General features: G+C 70.3%; 14 protein-coding genes. 7 read left to right on the top strand and 7 right to left on the bottom strand.

The window, feature by feature from the left end:
- Window positions 1-46: 46 nt before the first annotated feature.
- The 4 genes from tsaE to ABT063_RS32000 form a co-directional block, all read right to left on the bottom strand.
- Window positions 47-559: a tRNA (adenosine(37)-N6)-threonylcarbamoyltransferase complex ATPase subunit type 1 TsaE gene (gene tsaE, locus ABT063_RS32015; RefSeq protein WP_351063150.1), complete on the bottom strand. Its 513-nt coding sequence runs from the start codon at window positions 557-559 to the stop codon at window positions 47-49.
- Window positions 525-1,772 (bottom strand): alpha/beta fold hydrolase, encoded by a 1,248-nt coding sequence (locus tag ABT063_RS32010; RefSeq protein ID WP_351063148.1) that lies wholly within the window; start codon window positions 1,770-1,772, stop codon window positions 525-527. The genes tsaE and ABT063_RS32010 overlap by 35 nt, the downstream gene beginning before the upstream one ends.
- 116 nt (window positions 1,773-1,888) lie before the next feature.
- Complete coding sequence (gene alr, locus ABT063_RS32005; protein ID WP_351063146.1) at window positions 1,889-3,079, bottom strand: alanine racemase; 1,191 nt, start codon at window positions 3,077-3,079, stop codon at window positions 1,889-1,891.
- Between the two features lie 44 nt (window positions 3,080-3,123).
- The gene (locus ABT063_RS32000) at window positions 3,124-4,047 is read right to left on the bottom strand and encodes a L,D-transpeptidase family protein (RefSeq protein ID WP_351063144.1); all 924 of its coding nucleotides are present in this window, start codon (window positions 4,045-4,047) and stop codon (window positions 3,124-3,126) included.
- Window positions 4,048-4,445: 398 nt separating this feature from the next.
- Here ABT063_RS32000 and ABT063_RS31995 point away from each other — a divergent pair, with 398 nt between their 5' ends.
- On the top strand, window positions 4,446-4,817 hold the full coding sequence (locus ABT063_RS31995; protein ID WP_351063142.1) for a holo-ACP synthase: 372 nt from the start codon (window positions 4,446-4,448) through the stop codon (window positions 4,815-4,817).
- 44 nt (window positions 4,818-4,861) lie between these two features.
- Here the strand turns inward: ABT063_RS31995 and ABT063_RS31990 are convergent, their stop codons facing one another.
- Window positions 4,862-6,052 carry a hypothetical protein gene (locus ABT063_RS31990; RefSeq protein ID WP_351063140.1) on the bottom strand — a complete coding sequence of 397 codons (1,191 nt, stop codon included), beginning with the start codon at window positions 6,050-6,052 and terminating at the stop codon, window positions 4,862-4,864.
- Between the two features lie 169 nt (window positions 6,053-6,221).
- Here ABT063_RS31990 and ABT063_RS31985 point away from each other — a divergent pair, with 169 nt between their 5' ends.
- Window positions 6,222-7,652, top strand: a complete 1,431-nt coding sequence (locus tag ABT063_RS31985) for an NAD(P)H-hydrate dehydratase (RefSeq protein ID WP_351063139.1) — start codon at window positions 6,222-6,224, stop codon at window positions 7,650-7,652.
- 136 nt (window positions 7,653-7,788) lie between these two features.
- On the opposite strand, the gene ABT063_RS31980 is transcribed toward ABT063_RS31985, so the two are convergent.
- Window positions 7,789-8,196: an ATP-binding protein gene (locus ABT063_RS31980; RefSeq protein WP_351063137.1), complete on the bottom strand. Its 408-nt coding sequence runs from the start codon at window positions 8,194-8,196 to the stop codon at window positions 7,789-7,791.
- Window positions 8,197-8,377: 181 nt separating this feature from the next.
- Here ABT063_RS31980 and ABT063_RS31975 point away from each other — a divergent pair, with 181 nt between their 5' ends.
- Together ABT063_RS31975 and ABT063_RS31970 are read left to right on the top strand one after the other, a co-directional pair.
- Window positions 8,378-9,211 (top strand): helix-turn-helix domain-containing protein, encoded by an 834-nt coding sequence (locus ABT063_RS31975; RefSeq protein WP_351063135.1) that lies wholly within the window; start codon window positions 8,378-8,380, stop codon window positions 9,209-9,211.
- Between the two features lie 8 nt (window positions 9,212-9,219).
- A complete protein-coding gene (locus ABT063_RS31970; RefSeq protein ID WP_351063133.1) occupies window positions 9,220-9,432 on the top strand; it encodes a DUF397 domain-containing protein in 213 nt (70 codons plus the stop codon).
- Here the strand turns inward: ABT063_RS31970 and glmS are convergent.
- Window positions 9,393-11,240: a glutamine--fructose-6-phosphate transaminase (isomerizing) gene (glmS, locus tag ABT063_RS31965; RefSeq protein WP_351063131.1), complete on the bottom strand. Its 1,848-nt coding sequence runs from the start codon at window positions 11,238-11,240 to the stop codon at window positions 9,393-9,395. The genes ABT063_RS31970 and glmS overlap by 40 nt on opposite strands.
- Before the next feature lie 145 nt (window positions 11,241-11,385).
- Here glmS and ABT063_RS31960 point away from each other — a divergent pair, with 145 nt between their 5' ends.
- The 3 genes from ABT063_RS31960 (at window position 11,386) to ABT063_RS31950 (ending at window position 14,052) form a co-directional block, all read left to right on the top strand.
- Entirely contained in the window at window positions 11,386-12,045 is a 660-nt protein-coding gene (locus tag ABT063_RS31960) for a hypothetical protein (protein ID WP_351063130.1), read from the top strand.
- Window positions 12,046-12,110: 65 nt separating this feature from the next.
- Entirely contained in the window at window positions 12,111-13,100 is a 990-nt protein-coding gene (gene coaA, locus ABT063_RS31955) for a type I pantothenate kinase (RefSeq protein ID WP_351063128.1), read from the top strand.
- Window positions 13,101-13,116: 16 nt separating this feature from the next.
- On the top strand, window positions 13,117-14,052 hold the full coding sequence (locus ABT063_RS31950; protein ID WP_351063126.1) for a DUF389 domain-containing protein: 936 nt from the start codon (window positions 13,117-13,119) through the stop codon (window positions 14,050-14,052).
- Window positions 14,053-14,111: the final 59 nt, after the last annotated feature.

Here is a 14,111-nt window from a genome sequence, read left to right as displayed (position 1 = left end):
ATCTTGCCGACGCCTTGTCGGAACATTCATGAGTCACCCGCATGAGTCAGGCGGACAGCACGCTCAGGTCCGCCGCCGCCCACCGCTCCCCCAGCCCGGTCAGCGTCACGTGCCGTACCTCGTCCGTGGTGTCTCCCACGGCCCGGTGGATGACGACCTCCAGCCGGTCGTCGGTCAGCTCCTCGACCTTTCCCTCGCCCCACTCCACGACGATCACCGACTCGGGCAGCGAGACGTCGAGGTCGAGGTCCTCCATCTCGTCCAGCCCGCCACCCAGGCGGTACGCGTCGACGTGGACCAGGGGCGGGCCCTCACCGAGGGAGGGGTGCACGCGGGCGATCACGAAGGTCGGGGAGGTGACCGCACCCCGCACCCCGAGCCCCTCGCCCAGCCCCCGGGTCAGCGTCGTCTTGCCCGCGCCGAGCTCCCCGGTGAGCATCACGAGGTCGCCGGCGCGCAGCAGCTTGGCGAGACGTCGGCCCAGGTCACGCATCTGCTCGGGGGAGGTGACGGTCAGCTCGGTCTCAGCCGGGTCGTGCGGTGCTGCTGGTGCTTCCATAACCACTTACGGTAGCCCCTGCGGGCACGGCACCCGCGCGGGTGAGCAGGTCGGCGAGGCGGTCGGTGACCACTTCCGGGTGCTCCAGCATCACCAGGTGCCCGGCGTCCGGCACCAGGACCAGTTCGGCGTCCGGCAACAGGTCGGCGATGGCCTCGCTGTGCTCGCTGGGCGTGACGAGGTCGCCGACGCCGGCCAGCACGAGCACCGGGACGTCCGTGAAGTGGGCGAGGGCCTCGGCCTTGTCGTGGTCGTTGAACGCCGGGTAGTACTCGGCGACCACATCGATCGGCGTGCCCTCGATCATCCGCTCGGCGAACCGGGCCACGGCCGGATCGACGTCCCGGGACGAGAAGGAGTACCGCTTGATGATCCCGGCGAACAGATCGGCGGTGGCCCGGCGCCCCTTCTCCACCAGCGCGGCCTGCTGCCCCAGCGCCTTCAGCACCCCCGGCAGCACCCGCCGTACGGCATTGACGCCGGCGACCGGCAGCCCGAAGTTGACCTGGCCGAGCCCTCCGGACGACGTACCGACGAGGGCGACGGCGACGACCCGGTCGCGGATCAGCTCGGGGTACTGGTCGGCCAGGGCCATGAGGGTCATCCCGCCCATGGAGTGCCCGACCAGCACGATCGGCCCCTCCGGCACGGCGGCGTCGATGACGGCCTTCAGGTCGCGGCCGAGCTGGTCGATGGTGACCGGCACGCCGTCCTGGACCTGGGCCACGCCCCGCCCGGACCGGCCGTGGCTGCGCTGGTCCCAGTGCACGGTCCGTACGACGCCCCTCAGGGCCGCCCGCTGGAAGTGCCAGGAGTCCTGGTTGAGGCAGTAGCCGTGGCTGAAGACGACGGTGACCGGGGCGGGGGCCTTGCGGCCGAAGAGCCGGCGCCTGCGGGGTGCCGGTCCGCCCTCGGGTTCGACGTCGTCGACCTCGTAGTACAGCTCGGTGCCGTCGTCGCCGTATGCCTTGCCGGGCGTGCCGCGCAGCGCGCCGTACGGTCCCGCCGAGTCCAGCGCGAGCCGGGCCTTCTGGCGCATGCCACGGCCGACGGTGAGCCGCTCTATGGCGACGCCGGCGGCCGCGCCCGCGGCGACCACGCCTATCGCGACGCCCGCGATGCCGGTCGCCCGCCGCCAGCCTCCGGCCACCCCCGTGGCGGCGGCGACGGCCGCGGCGGCGTCCGCGACGGACTCCGCACTGCTCTCGCTCACGTACCGCTCCTCTTCGCCGGACTGCCGGGTTCGCCGGGTCGTTGTTCGTTGTGATGCCGGTGATACCTGTGTTGCCGTTGGGGCCGAACTGCTTGCCTCTGTGGGCCCCGTTCGGGTTACCCGTCCTGCCCCGCCCTCACCGGTGTTTGTTCCTCATTCACATAGACGCGGGGAACGCGCGTTCCGATCCGGGTGACGATTTCGTACGCGATGGTCCCCGCGGCCTGCGCCCAGTCCTCGGCGGTGGGCTCGCCGCGGTCGCCGGGCCCGAACAGCACCGCCTCCGCACCCGGCCCGGGCTCGTCACCGCCCAAGTCCACGACGAACTGGTCCATCGCGACCCGTCCGGCGACGGTACGCCATTTGCCGTCGACCAGTACCGGGCCGGTCCCGGAGGCGTGCCGCGGGATGCCGTCCGCGTAGCCGACGGGCACCAGGCCGAGGGTGGTCTCGCCCGGAGTGACGTAGTGATGGCCGTAACTGACGCCGTGGCCTCCCGGCACGCGCTTCACCAGCGCGATGGACGCCGACAGCGTCATCACCGGGCGCAGTCCGAAGTCGGCGGGGCTGCCGATCTCGAGGCTGGGCGAGATGCCGTAGAGGGCGATCCCGGTCCGCACGAGGTCGAAGTGGGCCTCGGGGAGGGTGAGCGTGGCGGGTGAGTTGGCGATGTGCCGCACCTCGGGGCGGACGCCCTGGCCCTCGGCGTACGTCACCATCTCCCGGAAGCGGGTGAGCTGGGCGGCGATGGAGGGATGCCCGGGCTCGTCGGCGCAGGCGAAGTGGGACCACAGGCCGGTGATCCGGAGCAGCCCCTCGCGCTCGGCACGCAGGGCGGCGCCGACCAGTTCGGCCCAGTCCTCGCCCGGCTGGCAGCCGCCCCGCCCGAGCCCGGTGTCGGCCTTGAGCTGCACGCGCGCGGGTGTACGGGCGTTGTGGGCGGCCTCGGTCACCTCGCGCAGGGCCCACATTCCGCTGACCGCCACGTCGAGGCCGGCCTCGATGGCCTCGCGCCAGGGCCCGCCGGGCGTCCACAGCCAGCACATGATGCGTCCGGTCAGCCCTGCGGCCCGCAGCGCGAGGGCCTCCTCGGGCGTGGCGGTGCCCAGCCAGCTCGCTCCCGCCTCGACCGCCGCGCGGGCGCACGGCACCGCCCCGTGGCCGTACCCGTCGGACTTCACCACGGCCATGACGGCCGCCCCGGGCGCGTGGGCGCGCAGGGTCCGCACATTGGCCCGCAGGGCGGCCAGGTCGATCTCGGCACGGGCACGCAGGGGTGCGGTCCGCGGGGCAGCTGTCTCATTCATGGCGCCCCCAGTGTCTCAGAGGGGTCGGACAGTCCCGTGGACGCCTACTTTCCCGACCTGCGGCCCCACACGTACACCCGGTCGCCCGTCTTCAGCACGTCCCACAGCTTGCGGGCGTCGCCGAGGCGCAGATTGACGCAGCCCATGGAGCCGACGGTGGTGTGGATGCTGCCGTAGACGGCGTGGAAGGCCTGGCCGCCGCTGAAGAACTGGGAGTACGGCATCGGCGTGTGGTACAGCGTCGACCAGTGGTTCTTGTGCTTCCAGTAGATCTTGTGCCATCCGCCCCGGGTCGGATACGCGGCCCGCCCGCTGCGCATCGGCACGGGCCCGAAGACGACCTTCTCCCCCTTCTGCACCCAGGTCAGCTGACGGCTGAGATCGACACAGGCGACCCGATGGGTCCGCACCGGGCACTTCTTCGCCGCGTTCGGGTTCTTCCTCGCGGAGATGAGCTGCATCGTCGACCAGGTGACGGGCCCGGCGAACCCGATGGCCGGCTTGATCTTCTCCTTCACCTGGAAGGCCCGGACGGCCCGGCAGTCGGCCGCCGACTGCTTGCCGTCCACCTTGAGCTTCAGCCACCGCTCGACCTGCCGCTGATAGGGCCCGGTCCGCTTGCTGCACGCCACGCGCGCGACGGCGTCGCCGAGCGGCACGTACTCGACGAGCGCGTACGTCCCCTCCCCCGCGGCCCTCGGCTCGACCGCGTCCTCCTCACCACTGGGCACGTACACCTTCGGCGCGAGCAACTGGTCGGGCGTATCGACCTGCCAGGGCTGATACGGCCCAGGCGGCACGCCGGGAACCAGCTCGGCGTCGGGGGAGGGAGCGGGGGCCGGGGCGGGGGGCGCTGGTGAGGCCCAGGCGGTCGTGGCGGGCAACGCGGTGGCTGCGACGAGGAGGACGGCGAGGCATCGGGGGACGAGTCGGGGACCGAATCGGGGAAGGATACGTCTGCTGATCATGCGATCAGAGAAACGCGGGGGCGGGCCGCGGAGGGGGTGACGCGCGGCCGGATCACCCGTTTTGACGAGAGGTCACTTCTTGGCCGGCCGAGTCGGGTGGTGGGTGGCGAAGGCCCGGCCGGGAAAGCGGGAGGCCGGGTTGGCGGTCCCTGACCGGCTGCTTCACGCGTGACTGGAGGATGTGTTCCACCGGGTGGATCGGCTGACCTGGGGTTTTCCGGCGTGGGGGTGGAACACATCCACCAATTGCTGAGGTTGATCACTTCGGTGCCGACTCAGGTGGGGAATTCGCCGACCGTGTCGTGATTCAGGCCTCGAGTGATGCGGGAAGTCGCCGCAGGCCAGCAGCCGGCTCTGAGACACGTGTCGGCTGAGCCGCCGGTCATAGGGTGCTGGGCATGAGCATCATCGGGGTCGGCATCGATGTCGCCGAGATCGAGCGGTTCGCGGCGTCGCTGGAGCGTACGCCCGGGCTGGCACGGCGGTTGTTCCTGGACAGTGAGTTGCTGTTGCCCAGCGGGGAGCGGCGCGGTGTCGCCTCGCTCGCGGTGCGGTTCGCGGCGAAAGAGGCTCTTGCGAAGGCCCTTGGTGCTCCGCCGGGGCTGCACTGGACCGACGCCGAGGTGTACGTCGAGGACAGTGGGCAGCCGCGGCTGCGGGTGACGGGGTCGGTGGCGGCGCGGGCGGCTGAACTCGGCGTGCAGTCTTGGCATGTGTCGCTGAGTCATGACGCCGGGGTAGCCTCGGCCGTGGTGATCGCGGAGGGGTGAGGCCACCGGCCCGCCGGCCGTGGCGGCCCCACCCCGGACGGCCGTCAGCAGATCGACTGGCTGCTGTTCACGCGGGTGATGTTGCGGAACGTCGTGTTCTCGCCGCAGGGGTTTTCCCGTATCGCCGAGTTGGTCACCGTCAGGTTCTGGATGGTGATGTCCTTGTTGTTCGGGAACTCCGAGCGTGCGGCCAGGCGGATCTCGCCGCCGCCGGTGACCGTGCCGCTCTGGGCGGCGAGGTTGACGTTGTAGCAGTTCTCGATCAGGACCGAGTTGTTGCCGGTGTTGGAGATCGTCACCTTGTTGATCGTCGCGCCGCCGCTCTCCGACACACAGAACACGCCCCGGCCGCCGCCGCGTGCGATCACTTCGCCGACCCGGATGTTGGTCGGATAGCCGCTGCCCACGCGGCCGTTGCGGTTGGCCATGCGGAAGGCGGCGTACCCCGTGCCGGTGCCCGCGTTCTCCGCGTCGACCTTCGTTACGTTCGCGTTGATGGTCTGGTTCAGCAGCAGGCCCGACTCGCCCACGTTGCGAGCGGTGACCGTACCGATGGTGATGCCGTCGACGCCGTACGTCTCCACCGCGTGGCTGGAGGCGCCGGAGACGAACACGTTGTCGATCCGGACGTTCCTCGTCCACTGGCTGGTGTCGCCGCGGTTGTCGATGCGGACGCCGAGGCCGCGCGACAGGCGCATGTCGAGCTGGCCGAGGACCACGTTCTGCACGTTGCGCATGAAGATGCCGTACAGCGGGGTGCCGGTGAGGTTCAGGTGCTGGACCTCGACGTCCCGGGTGCCGCGGGAGTAGACCGGGGCCTGGTCGCCGGAGCCGGTGCCGGTGACGTTGATGGTGCCGCAGACGTCCAGGACGGTGTAGCTGGGGAGCGAGATACGCGAACCGGCGGACATCGATCCCGAGCCGCGGACCACGACTCGTTCCTTGGCGGTGCGGCCGGCGGTGAGGCTGTTGACGGCCGCCTGCACGGCGGCGCGCAGGTCGGTGCCGGTGTAGACGGTGCTGCTGCCGCGACGGGCGGTCCAGGTGCTTCCGTTGAGGACGGCTTCGGCCTGGTACGAGCCATCGCCGCAGGCGGCGGCCCGGGCCGCCGCGGCCGGGGCGGTGGGGGCGGCGTTGGCCGTCAGGGCGCCCGCGGTGGTGAGGAGGGCGACGGCGGCGGCCGCGGTGGCCAGGCGCCGGACGGGTCGGGCGGGGCGAGCGGATCTGGGTCGCATGCGGGTGCGTCCTCTCCTCGAACCGATCTCGTCGAACCGAATTCGACTGAATCGATTCATCCTGTGGGGGGCGGTGAGTTTGGCAAAGCGGCGGCAAAGCGTCAATGGGTGTGGCGTGTTTGGTCTTTCGCCATCCACGGGAGACGTCGATCTACGGGAGACTCATCGCATGCGTACTGCGTACAGCGTGGAGACGGTGAGGGCGGCCGAGCGGGAGCTGATGGCACGGCTTCCTGACGGGGCGCTGATGCAACGGGCGGCGGCGGGACTCGCCGCCGCCTGCGCGGACCTGCTGGGACGGGTGTACGGCAGCCGCGTTGTGCTGCTGGTCGGCAGCGGGGACAACGGCGGCGACGCCCTGTACGCCGGGGCCCGGCTGGCCCGGCGCGGCGCCGGTGTCAAGGCGGTGCTGCTCGCGCCCGAGCGGGCCCATGCCGGAGGGCTGGCGGCGTTGCGGCGGGCGGGCGGAAGTGTGGCCGGGACGGGAGCCGTCGAGGAGCTGATCGGCCGGGCCGATCTCGTCGTCGACGGGATCGTCGGCATCGGCGGGAAGGGCGGACTGCGGTCGGACGCGGTGCCGTTGGCCGCCGCCGCGGAGCGCTCGCGGGCCGCCGTCGTCGCCGTCGACCTGCCGAGCGGCGTGGACGTCGACACGGGCGAGGTGCACGGGGCGGCCGTACGGGCCGACCTGACCGTCACCTTCGGGACGCACAAGCCGGGGCTGCTGGTCGATCCGGCGCGGGAGTACGCCGGGTCGGTTCGGCTCGTCGACATCGGGCTGGAGCTGCCCGCCGAACCCGAATTGGAGGCGTTGCAGCACGCGGATGTGGCCCGGCTGCTGCCGGTGCCGGCCGTGGAGAGCGACAAGTACCGGCGTGGCGTGGTCGGTGTCGCCGCCGGGTCCGCGCGCTATCCGGGGGCCGCCGTGCTCGCCGTGGCAGGGGCCCTGCGGGGCGGCGCGGGGGCCGTTCGGTACGTCGGGCCCGCCGGGGACGCCGTGATCGCGCGCTTTCCCGAGACGCTCGTGTCGGACCAGGGGCCGAAGCGGGCGGGGCGGGTGCAGGCGTGGGTCGTCGGGCCGGGGGCCGGGGAGGACGCGGCGACCGTGGCCGAGGTGCTGGCGGCGGACGTGCCGGTGCTGATCGACGCGGACGGGTTGCGGCTGGCGGAGGTCGGGGCGGTGCGGGGGCGTACGGCGCCGACACTGATGACTCCGCACGCGGGGGAGGCGGCGGCGTTGCTCGGGGTGGCACGCGAGGAGGTCGAGGGGGCTCGGCTGGGCGCGGTGCGGGAGTTGGCGGGGCGATACGGGGCGACCGTGCTGCTGAAGGGGTCGACGACGCTGGTGGCCGATTCCGGGGGCGGGGCGGTGCGGGTGAACGCGACGGGGACCGGCTGGCTGGCTACGGCGGGGAGTGGGGACGTGTTGTCGGGGCTGGCGGGGTCGTTGCTGGCGGCCGGGCTTTCGGCGGTGGACGCGGGGAGTGTGGGCGCGTATCTGCATGGGCTGGCGGGGAGGTTCGCGGCGGGTGGGGCGCCGGTGGGGGCGCATGATGTGGCGGCGGCTGTGCCCGGGGCTTGGCGGGATGTCGTGGAGTGAGGATGTGCGGTTGCGGTGGGGTGGGGGCCCCGCGGCGGAGTCGCTGAGGACTTCTCGCCCCCGGGGGCTCCGCCCCCTTGACGCCGCTCGCGGAAGCACGGCACTGACCAAGAAGCGGGCGGCCAACGGTGCCCGTTCAAGCCGCGGCCAGCTCACACCACACGTACTTACCCGGGTTGCCATGTCTGGCCAGCGGCTGCCACCCCCATACGTCGGCACAGGCCCGGACCAACGCCAGCCCCCGCCCTTCCTCCAACTCGACGCCCTCGTCCAACGACCTCGGCGCTTCCGGCGGCTCAGGATCGGCGTCCCACGCCCCGATCCGCAACACCCCCGCCGACCAGCACACCCGCAGGGCGGCCGGCCCCTTCGTATGGCGTACGGCGTTGGAGACCAACTCCGCCGCGAGGAGCTCCGCGACGTCCACCAGGCCGATCAGTCCGTGCATCGTCAGGATCAGGCGGAGGGTACGGCGGCTTACGGTGACCGCGCGCAGGTCGTTCGGGATGTAGAGGGAGTACTCCCAGGGCTCGATTTCGGGCATGCGTGAACTCCGTTCCGGTTGGTGGGGGTTGCGGTCTGCGGGCGGTGCCATTGCCGCAGTCGTCATGGCAGGACGGGGCGGTGCGAATCCGCTCCGTGTGCGTCGCATCACTGACGGTACGGGTAACCTGTAACCCCGAGCAAGCTGATCGCGAAATCCGTCCCCGAACGAGGAGCAATCGATGGTCCAGAGGCGCGAACCAACCGCACGCCAGATGCGCCTGGGGATCGAACTGCGCAGGCTGCGCGAGGCGGCAGGACTCACCGCCATCGAGGCAGCAGCGCTACTTGGGGCGAATCGCGTCCAGATGAGCCACATCGAATCCGGGCTCGTGGGCGTGAGCGAGGAGCGGGTACGGCGCCTCGCGTCCCACTACGCCTGCACGGACGGGGAGTTCATCGACGCCTTGGTCGTCATGGCCACCGACCGTACACGCGGTTGGTGGGAGGAGTACCGGGGCCAACTGCCCACGTCATTCCTGGACCTGGCCGAGTTGGAGCACCACGCCACGTTCCTGCACGAAGTGGCGATCCTGTACGTGCCGGGCCTGCTGCAGACTGAGGACTACGCCCGCGCGGTGTTCTCTGCCAGGGTGCCCGAACTTACCAGCGAGGAACTTGAGTTGCGCGTCCGGCACCGGATGAGGCGCCAGCAGATCAGCATCCCGTACAAGTTGGTGCTCCATGAGGCGGCCCTACGCATCAGGGTCAGCGACCGCGCGGCCTCCCGAGCTCAACTCACCAAACTCCTGGAGCTCTCCGAAGCGGACAACATCACCATGCGTGTCATCCCCTTCGCCCTGGACGGCTTCGCCAGAGCCGCCAGCACCATGTCGTACGGCGGTCCCGTCCCCAAACTCGACACGGTGGTCCGTGACGTACCCCATGGCTCGGCCTTCATCGACTCCGAAGCGCAGCTCAGCATCTTTCGAACGCGCTTCCGTACAGTGGAAGCCGTATCACTCGACCCGGAACGGACACGTGACTTCATCCACCGGCTGACAAAGGAGCTGTGAGGCACCCCATGAGCAACTGGCGTAAGTCGTCCTACTCAGGCCCCGACGATGGCAACGCCTGCGTGGAGATCGCGAACTCCCCCACAAACATAGCCATACGCGACTCAAAGGCCCCGGCCAGGGCAACCCTCTCCTTCCCGCCCAGAGCCTTCACCCCGTTCCTCGAAGCCCTGAAGACCCCTCACTCCACCGTCACCGACTTCGCCAGATTCCGAGGCTGATCCACCTCGTTCCCCCGAGCCGTGGCCAACTCACAGGCGAACACCTGCAACGGCACCGTCGCGACCAGCGGCTGAAGCAAGGTCGGAGTCGCCGGAATACGGATCAGGTGGTCCGCGTACGGCACCACCGCCTCGTCCCCCTCCTCCGCGATCACGATCGTCCGCGCACCCCGGGCCCGGATCTCCTGGATGTTGGAGACGATCTTGTCGTGCAACACAGACCGCCCGCGCGGCGACGGCACGACCACCACCACCGGCAGATCCTCCTCGATCAACGCGATCGGCCCGTGCTTCAACTCCCCCGCCGCAAAGCCCTCGGCGTGCATGTAGGCGAGTTCCTTCAGCTTCAGCGCGCCCTCGAGCGCCACCGGATACCCCACATGCCGGCCGAGGAACAGCACCGTGTTCTTCGAGGCGAGCGTGCGCGCCAGCTCCCGTACGGGCTCCATGGTCTCCAGCACCCGCTCCACCTCGCCGGAGATGTGCGACAGGTCCCGGACGACGGCGCCGATCTCGTCGCCCCACTTGGTGCCCCGCACCTGCCCCAGGTACAGGGCGACCAGATAACAGGCCACCAGCTGCGTCAGGAAGGCCTTCGTCGAGGCGACAGCCACCTCCGGCCCGGCGTGCGTGTACAGCACCGCGTCCGACTCGCGCGGAATCGTCGACCCGTTCGTGTTGCAGATCGCCAGCACCTTGGCACCCTGCTCACGGGCATGCCGCAGCGCCATCAGCGTGTCCATGGTCTCGCCGGACTGGGAGATGGCGATCACCAGGGTCTGCTGGTCGAGAATCGGATCCCGGTACCGGAACTCGCTCGCCAGCTCCACCTCGCACGGAATCCGCGTCCAGTGCTCGATCGCGTACTTGGCGATCAACCCGGCGTGAAAGGCCGTACCGCACGCGACGATGACGACCTTGTCGACCTCCCGCAGCACCCCCGGAGGGATCCGCACCTCGTCCAGCGTCAGCGAGCCGGACGCGTCGATGCGCCCCAGCAACGTATCGGCGACCGCCTTGGGCTGCTCGGCGATCTCCTTGAGCATGAAGTAGTCATAGCCCCCCTTTTCCGCGGCCGACGCGTCCCAGTCGACGTGGTACGAGTGGACGTCCGCCGGACGGCCGTCGAAGCCCGTCACCGTCACCCCGTCCCGGCGCAGCTCCACCACCTGGTCCTGACCCAGCTCGATCGCCGACCGCGTGTGGGCGATGAACGCGGCGACGTCCGAGGCGAGAAAGGCCTCGCCGTCTCCAACGCCCACCACCAGCGGCGAGTTCCGCCGCGCCCCCACGACCACGTCCGGATCGTCGGCATGCACCGCCACCAGCGTGAACGCCCCCTCCAACCGCCGGCACACCAGCCGCATGGCCTCCGCCAGGTCCGCGCAGGAGGAGAACTCCTCGGCGAGCAGGTGCGCCACGACCTCGGTGTCGGTCTCGGAGGCCAGCACATGCCCCCGCTCCTCCAGCTCGGCCCGCAGCACCGCGAAATTCTCGATGATCCCGTTGTGCACGACGGCCACCCGGCCGGCGTTGTCGATATGCGGGTGGGCGTTCGCATCCGTCGGCCCGCCGTGCGTCGCCCACCGCGTGTGCCCGATCCCCGTCGTCCCCGTCGGCAGCGGACGCTCGACCAGTTCCTTCTCCAGGTTGACCAGCTTCCCGGCCTTCTTCGCCGCCGCCAGCCCGCTGTCCGCCTGCACGGCGACGCCCGCCGAGTCGTATCCCCGGTACTCCAGCCGCTTCAGCCCGGCCATGACGATCTCGAGCGCCGACTGTGACCCCACGTATCCCACAATTCCGCACATGAACGGCAGCCTACGATCCAAATCCCGCCCGAAAAGGCTCCCGCGTGCCCGAAATCGGAAATTCCCACCGCATGCACGCGCCCCGTTACGCCTGGGGACCACTGGCACCGACCGGCCCGACACCTGGAGCTGATCGACTGCCCGGATGCGCAAGGGATTGGTCGTCACTCTGCTCTGGTTGGCCGCCGGCCTGGCAGCGTGGCAACTCCTCCAGGAGGCCGACACCCAGCTGGAAGGCATGGTGCTGCTCGCCGTCGTGATCGGCGTTGGCGCCACACTCCTGATCCCCGCGCTGTTCTTCTCCGCCAACGGCGAGTTCATCGAACTGCGCGGGGCTCCGCGCCTGGCCCTCCTCCACGCGGTCGCCCTGCTGATCGTTGCGACCTTGGCCCTCATGGGGCACTTCGAGCGTGGTGAGGGGGAGTACGTCTGGAAGTACGGCGAGCCGAGGACCATCACCGTGCCCAAGCGCTGGACCTGCAAAATGGGCGCCGGCGAGTGCCGTGGCTCGTGGGAAGCGCTCGGATCGGACGACCGTACGCAGAGGGGCACGGTCCACATCTGGCGCGACGACTTCGACGAGTACGGTCTGCGCGGCCCGCTCCCCGCGGGCGAGGCCGACGACACCGTGGAGTTCGAGGGGCGCGCGCTCGGCGAGGAGGCCGCCACTTCCGGGTACGCCGACCGGCACAGGGAGTCGGTCGTCCTCGGCCGGATCCCCGCGCTCGTCGGCTGGATCGCGGGCGGCCTCGGGATCATCCTGGCGTTCTACTCCACGGCCCCCGGCAGGACTCCCCGCTGGTGACTTCCAGCAACCCCACGTGACGGACCCCACCCGCCATCCCGTACGAACTCCGTTAACAATGGACTGTGATCTCTCCGGTCTCCTCGATACCCCGGAGCGCCCACCGGCACAAGCCGGAGGCGACTCCCTTCGTCGACCTCACCCGAGCCGAGTGGAGCGCGCTGCGCGACAAGACGCCGCTGCCGCTCACCGCCGAGGAGGTCGAGAAGCTGCGCGGCCTCGGCGACGTCATCGACCTCGACGAGGTGCGGGACATCTACCTCCCGCTGTCCCGGCTTCTCAACCTCTACGTCGGCGCCACGGACGGCCTCAGAGGTGCCCTGAACACCTTCCTCGGCGAACAGGGCTCCCAGTCCGGCACACCGTTCGTCATAGGAGTCGCCGGCTCGGTCGCCGTAGGAAAGTCCACGGTCGCCCGCCTCCTCCAGGCCCTGCTCTCCCGCTGGCCCGAGCACCCACGCGTCGAACTCGTCACGACCGACGGCTTCCTGCTCCCCACCAAGGAGTTGGAGGCCCGCGGCCTGATGTCGCGGAAAGGTTTCCCCGAGTCCTACGACCGCCGCGCGCTGACCCGCTTCGTCGCCGACATCAAGGCCGGCAAGGACGAGGTGACGGCCCCCGTCTACTCCCACCTCATCTACGACATCGTCCCCGGCCAGCGGCTCACGGTCCGCCGCCCCGACATCCTGATCGTCGAGGGCCTGAACGTCCTCCAGCCCGCCCTCCCCGGCAAGGACGGCCGCACCCGCGTCGGCCTCGCCGACTACTTCGACTTCAGCGTGTACGTCGACGCGAGCGGCGAGGACATCGAGCGCTGGTACCTCAGCCGCTTCCGCAAGCTGCGCGCGACCGCTTTCCAGAACCCGTCCTCGTACTTCCGCAAGTACACGCAGGTCTCCGAAGAGGAAGCCCTCGACTACGCCCGCACGCTGTGGCGCACCATCAACCGGCCCAACCTTGTGGAGAACATAGCCCCCACCCGCGGCCGCGCCACCCTCATCCTCCGCAAGGGCTCCGACCACAAGGTGCAGCGCCTGAGCCTGCGCAAACTGTGACCGTTACTCTGCCGCCATGCTCCACCTGCGCCTGATCACCCCGGCCGACAGGACCACCGACGTGGTCCGCCTGATCGAGAAGACGGTCGGCACCACGCACCTGGTCGTACTGCCGGGCAGCGCACGCAACCCCGCCGGAGACGTGGTGATGTGCGACGTGGCGCGCGAGGCGGGCGACGAACTCCTCACCGGGCTCCAGGAACTGGGCCTCGACAGCACCGGCTCCATCGCCGTCGAGAACATCGACCTCTCGCTGTCCAAGCGCGCCGACAAGGCCGAGGCGGAGGCCCCCGGCGAGGCCGCGGACGCGGTCCTGTGGGAGCACCTGACCGACGCGACCCACGAGGAGTCGAGCCTCTCCATCACCTACCTGGCCTTCATCACACTCGCCACGATGATCGCGGCCTGCGGTGTGGTCCTGGACAACGCGATCCTGATCGTGGGCGCGATGGCGGTGGGGCCGGAATTCGGGCCCCTGGCGGGCATCTGCACGGCGGCCGTACAGCGCGCGCCACGCTTGGCGCTGCGGTCACTGATCGCGCTGCTGGTGGGCTTCGCGGTGGCGATGGCGGTGACGGTGGGCTTCAGCCTCTTCATGGACGCCGTCGGCCTGTTCACCGAGGAACAGCTGGAGGCCGCCCGCCCCAACACCGGGTTCATCTACGCCCCGGACTGGTTCTCCTTCGTCGTGGCGGTACTCGCCGGTGCCGCCGGCACACTCTCCCTGACGTCCGCCAAGTCCGGCGCCCTGGTCGGTGTCGCCATCTCCGTGACAACCGTCCCGGCCGCCGCCAACGCGGCGGTGGCCCTGATCTACGGCGACACCAACCAAACCGTACGCTCGACGCAGCAACTCCTGCTGAACCTGCTGGCCATCATCCTGGCCGGCACGCTCACCCTGATGCTCCAGAAATGGCTCTGGTCCGCCCAACGCAAACGATCAGCTGTCTAAAACGCCGGCACTGCAACGCCTCAAGGGGCGCGGGGAACTGCGCGACAAGCCACAACAAA

It is taken from the genome of Streptomyces sp. NPDC002838 (assembly GCF_040295365.1).
GTDB lineage: Bacteria > Actinomycetota > Actinomycetes > Streptomycetales > Streptomycetaceae > Streptomyces.
Note: the sequence above shows the minus strand (reverse complement) of the source record. Positions and strands in the feature narration are given on the sequence as shown.

Excerpts from the sequence above, each read along its gene's own strand:
- glmS (WP_351063131.1), bottom strand. The coding sequence starts at position 11,240 with ATGTGCGGAATTGTGGGATACGTGGGGTCACAGTCGGCGCTCGAGATC.
- ABT063_RS31975 (WP_351063135.1), top strand. The coding sequence starts at position 8,378 with ATGGTCCAGAGGCGCGAACCAACCGCACGCCAGATGCGCCTGGGGATC.
- alr (WP_351063146.1), bottom strand. The coding sequence starts at position 3,079 with ATGAATGAGACAGCTGCCCCGCGGACCGCACCCCTGCGTGCCCGTGCC.
- ABT063_RS31995 (WP_351063142.1), top strand. The coding sequence starts at position 4,446 with ATGAGCATCATCGGGGTCGGCATCGATGTCGCCGAGATCGAGCGGTTC.
- ABT063_RS31980 (WP_351063137.1), bottom strand. The coding sequence starts at position 8,196 with ATGCCCGAAATCGAGCCCTGGGAGTACTCCCTCTACATCCCGAACGAC.
- tsaE (WP_351063150.1), bottom strand. The coding sequence starts at position 559 with ATGGAAGCACCAGCAGCACCGCACGACCCGGCTGAGACCGAGCTGACC.
- ABT063_RS31960 (WP_351063130.1), top strand. The coding sequence starts at position 11,386 with ATGCGCAAGGGATTGGTCGTCACTCTGCTCTGGTTGGCCGCCGGCCTG.
- ABT063_RS31985 (WP_351063139.1), top strand. The coding sequence starts at position 6,222 with ATGCGTACTGCGTACAGCGTGGAGACGGTGAGGGCGGCCGAGCGGGAG.
- ABT063_RS31950 (WP_351063126.1), top strand. The coding sequence starts at position 13,117 with ATGCTCCACCTGCGCCTGATCACCCCGGCCGACAGGACCACCGACGTG.
- ABT063_RS31970 (WP_351063133.1), top strand. The coding sequence starts at position 9,220 with ATGAGCAACTGGCGTAAGTCGTCCTACTCAGGCCCCGACGATGGCAAC.
- ABT063_RS32000 (WP_351063144.1), bottom strand. The coding sequence starts at position 4,047 with ATGATCAGCAGACGTATCCTTCCCCGATTCGGTCCCCGACTCGTCCCC.
- ABT063_RS31990 (WP_351063140.1), bottom strand. The coding sequence starts at position 6,052 with ATGCGACCCAGATCCGCTCGCCCCGCCCGACCCGTCCGGCGCCTGGCC.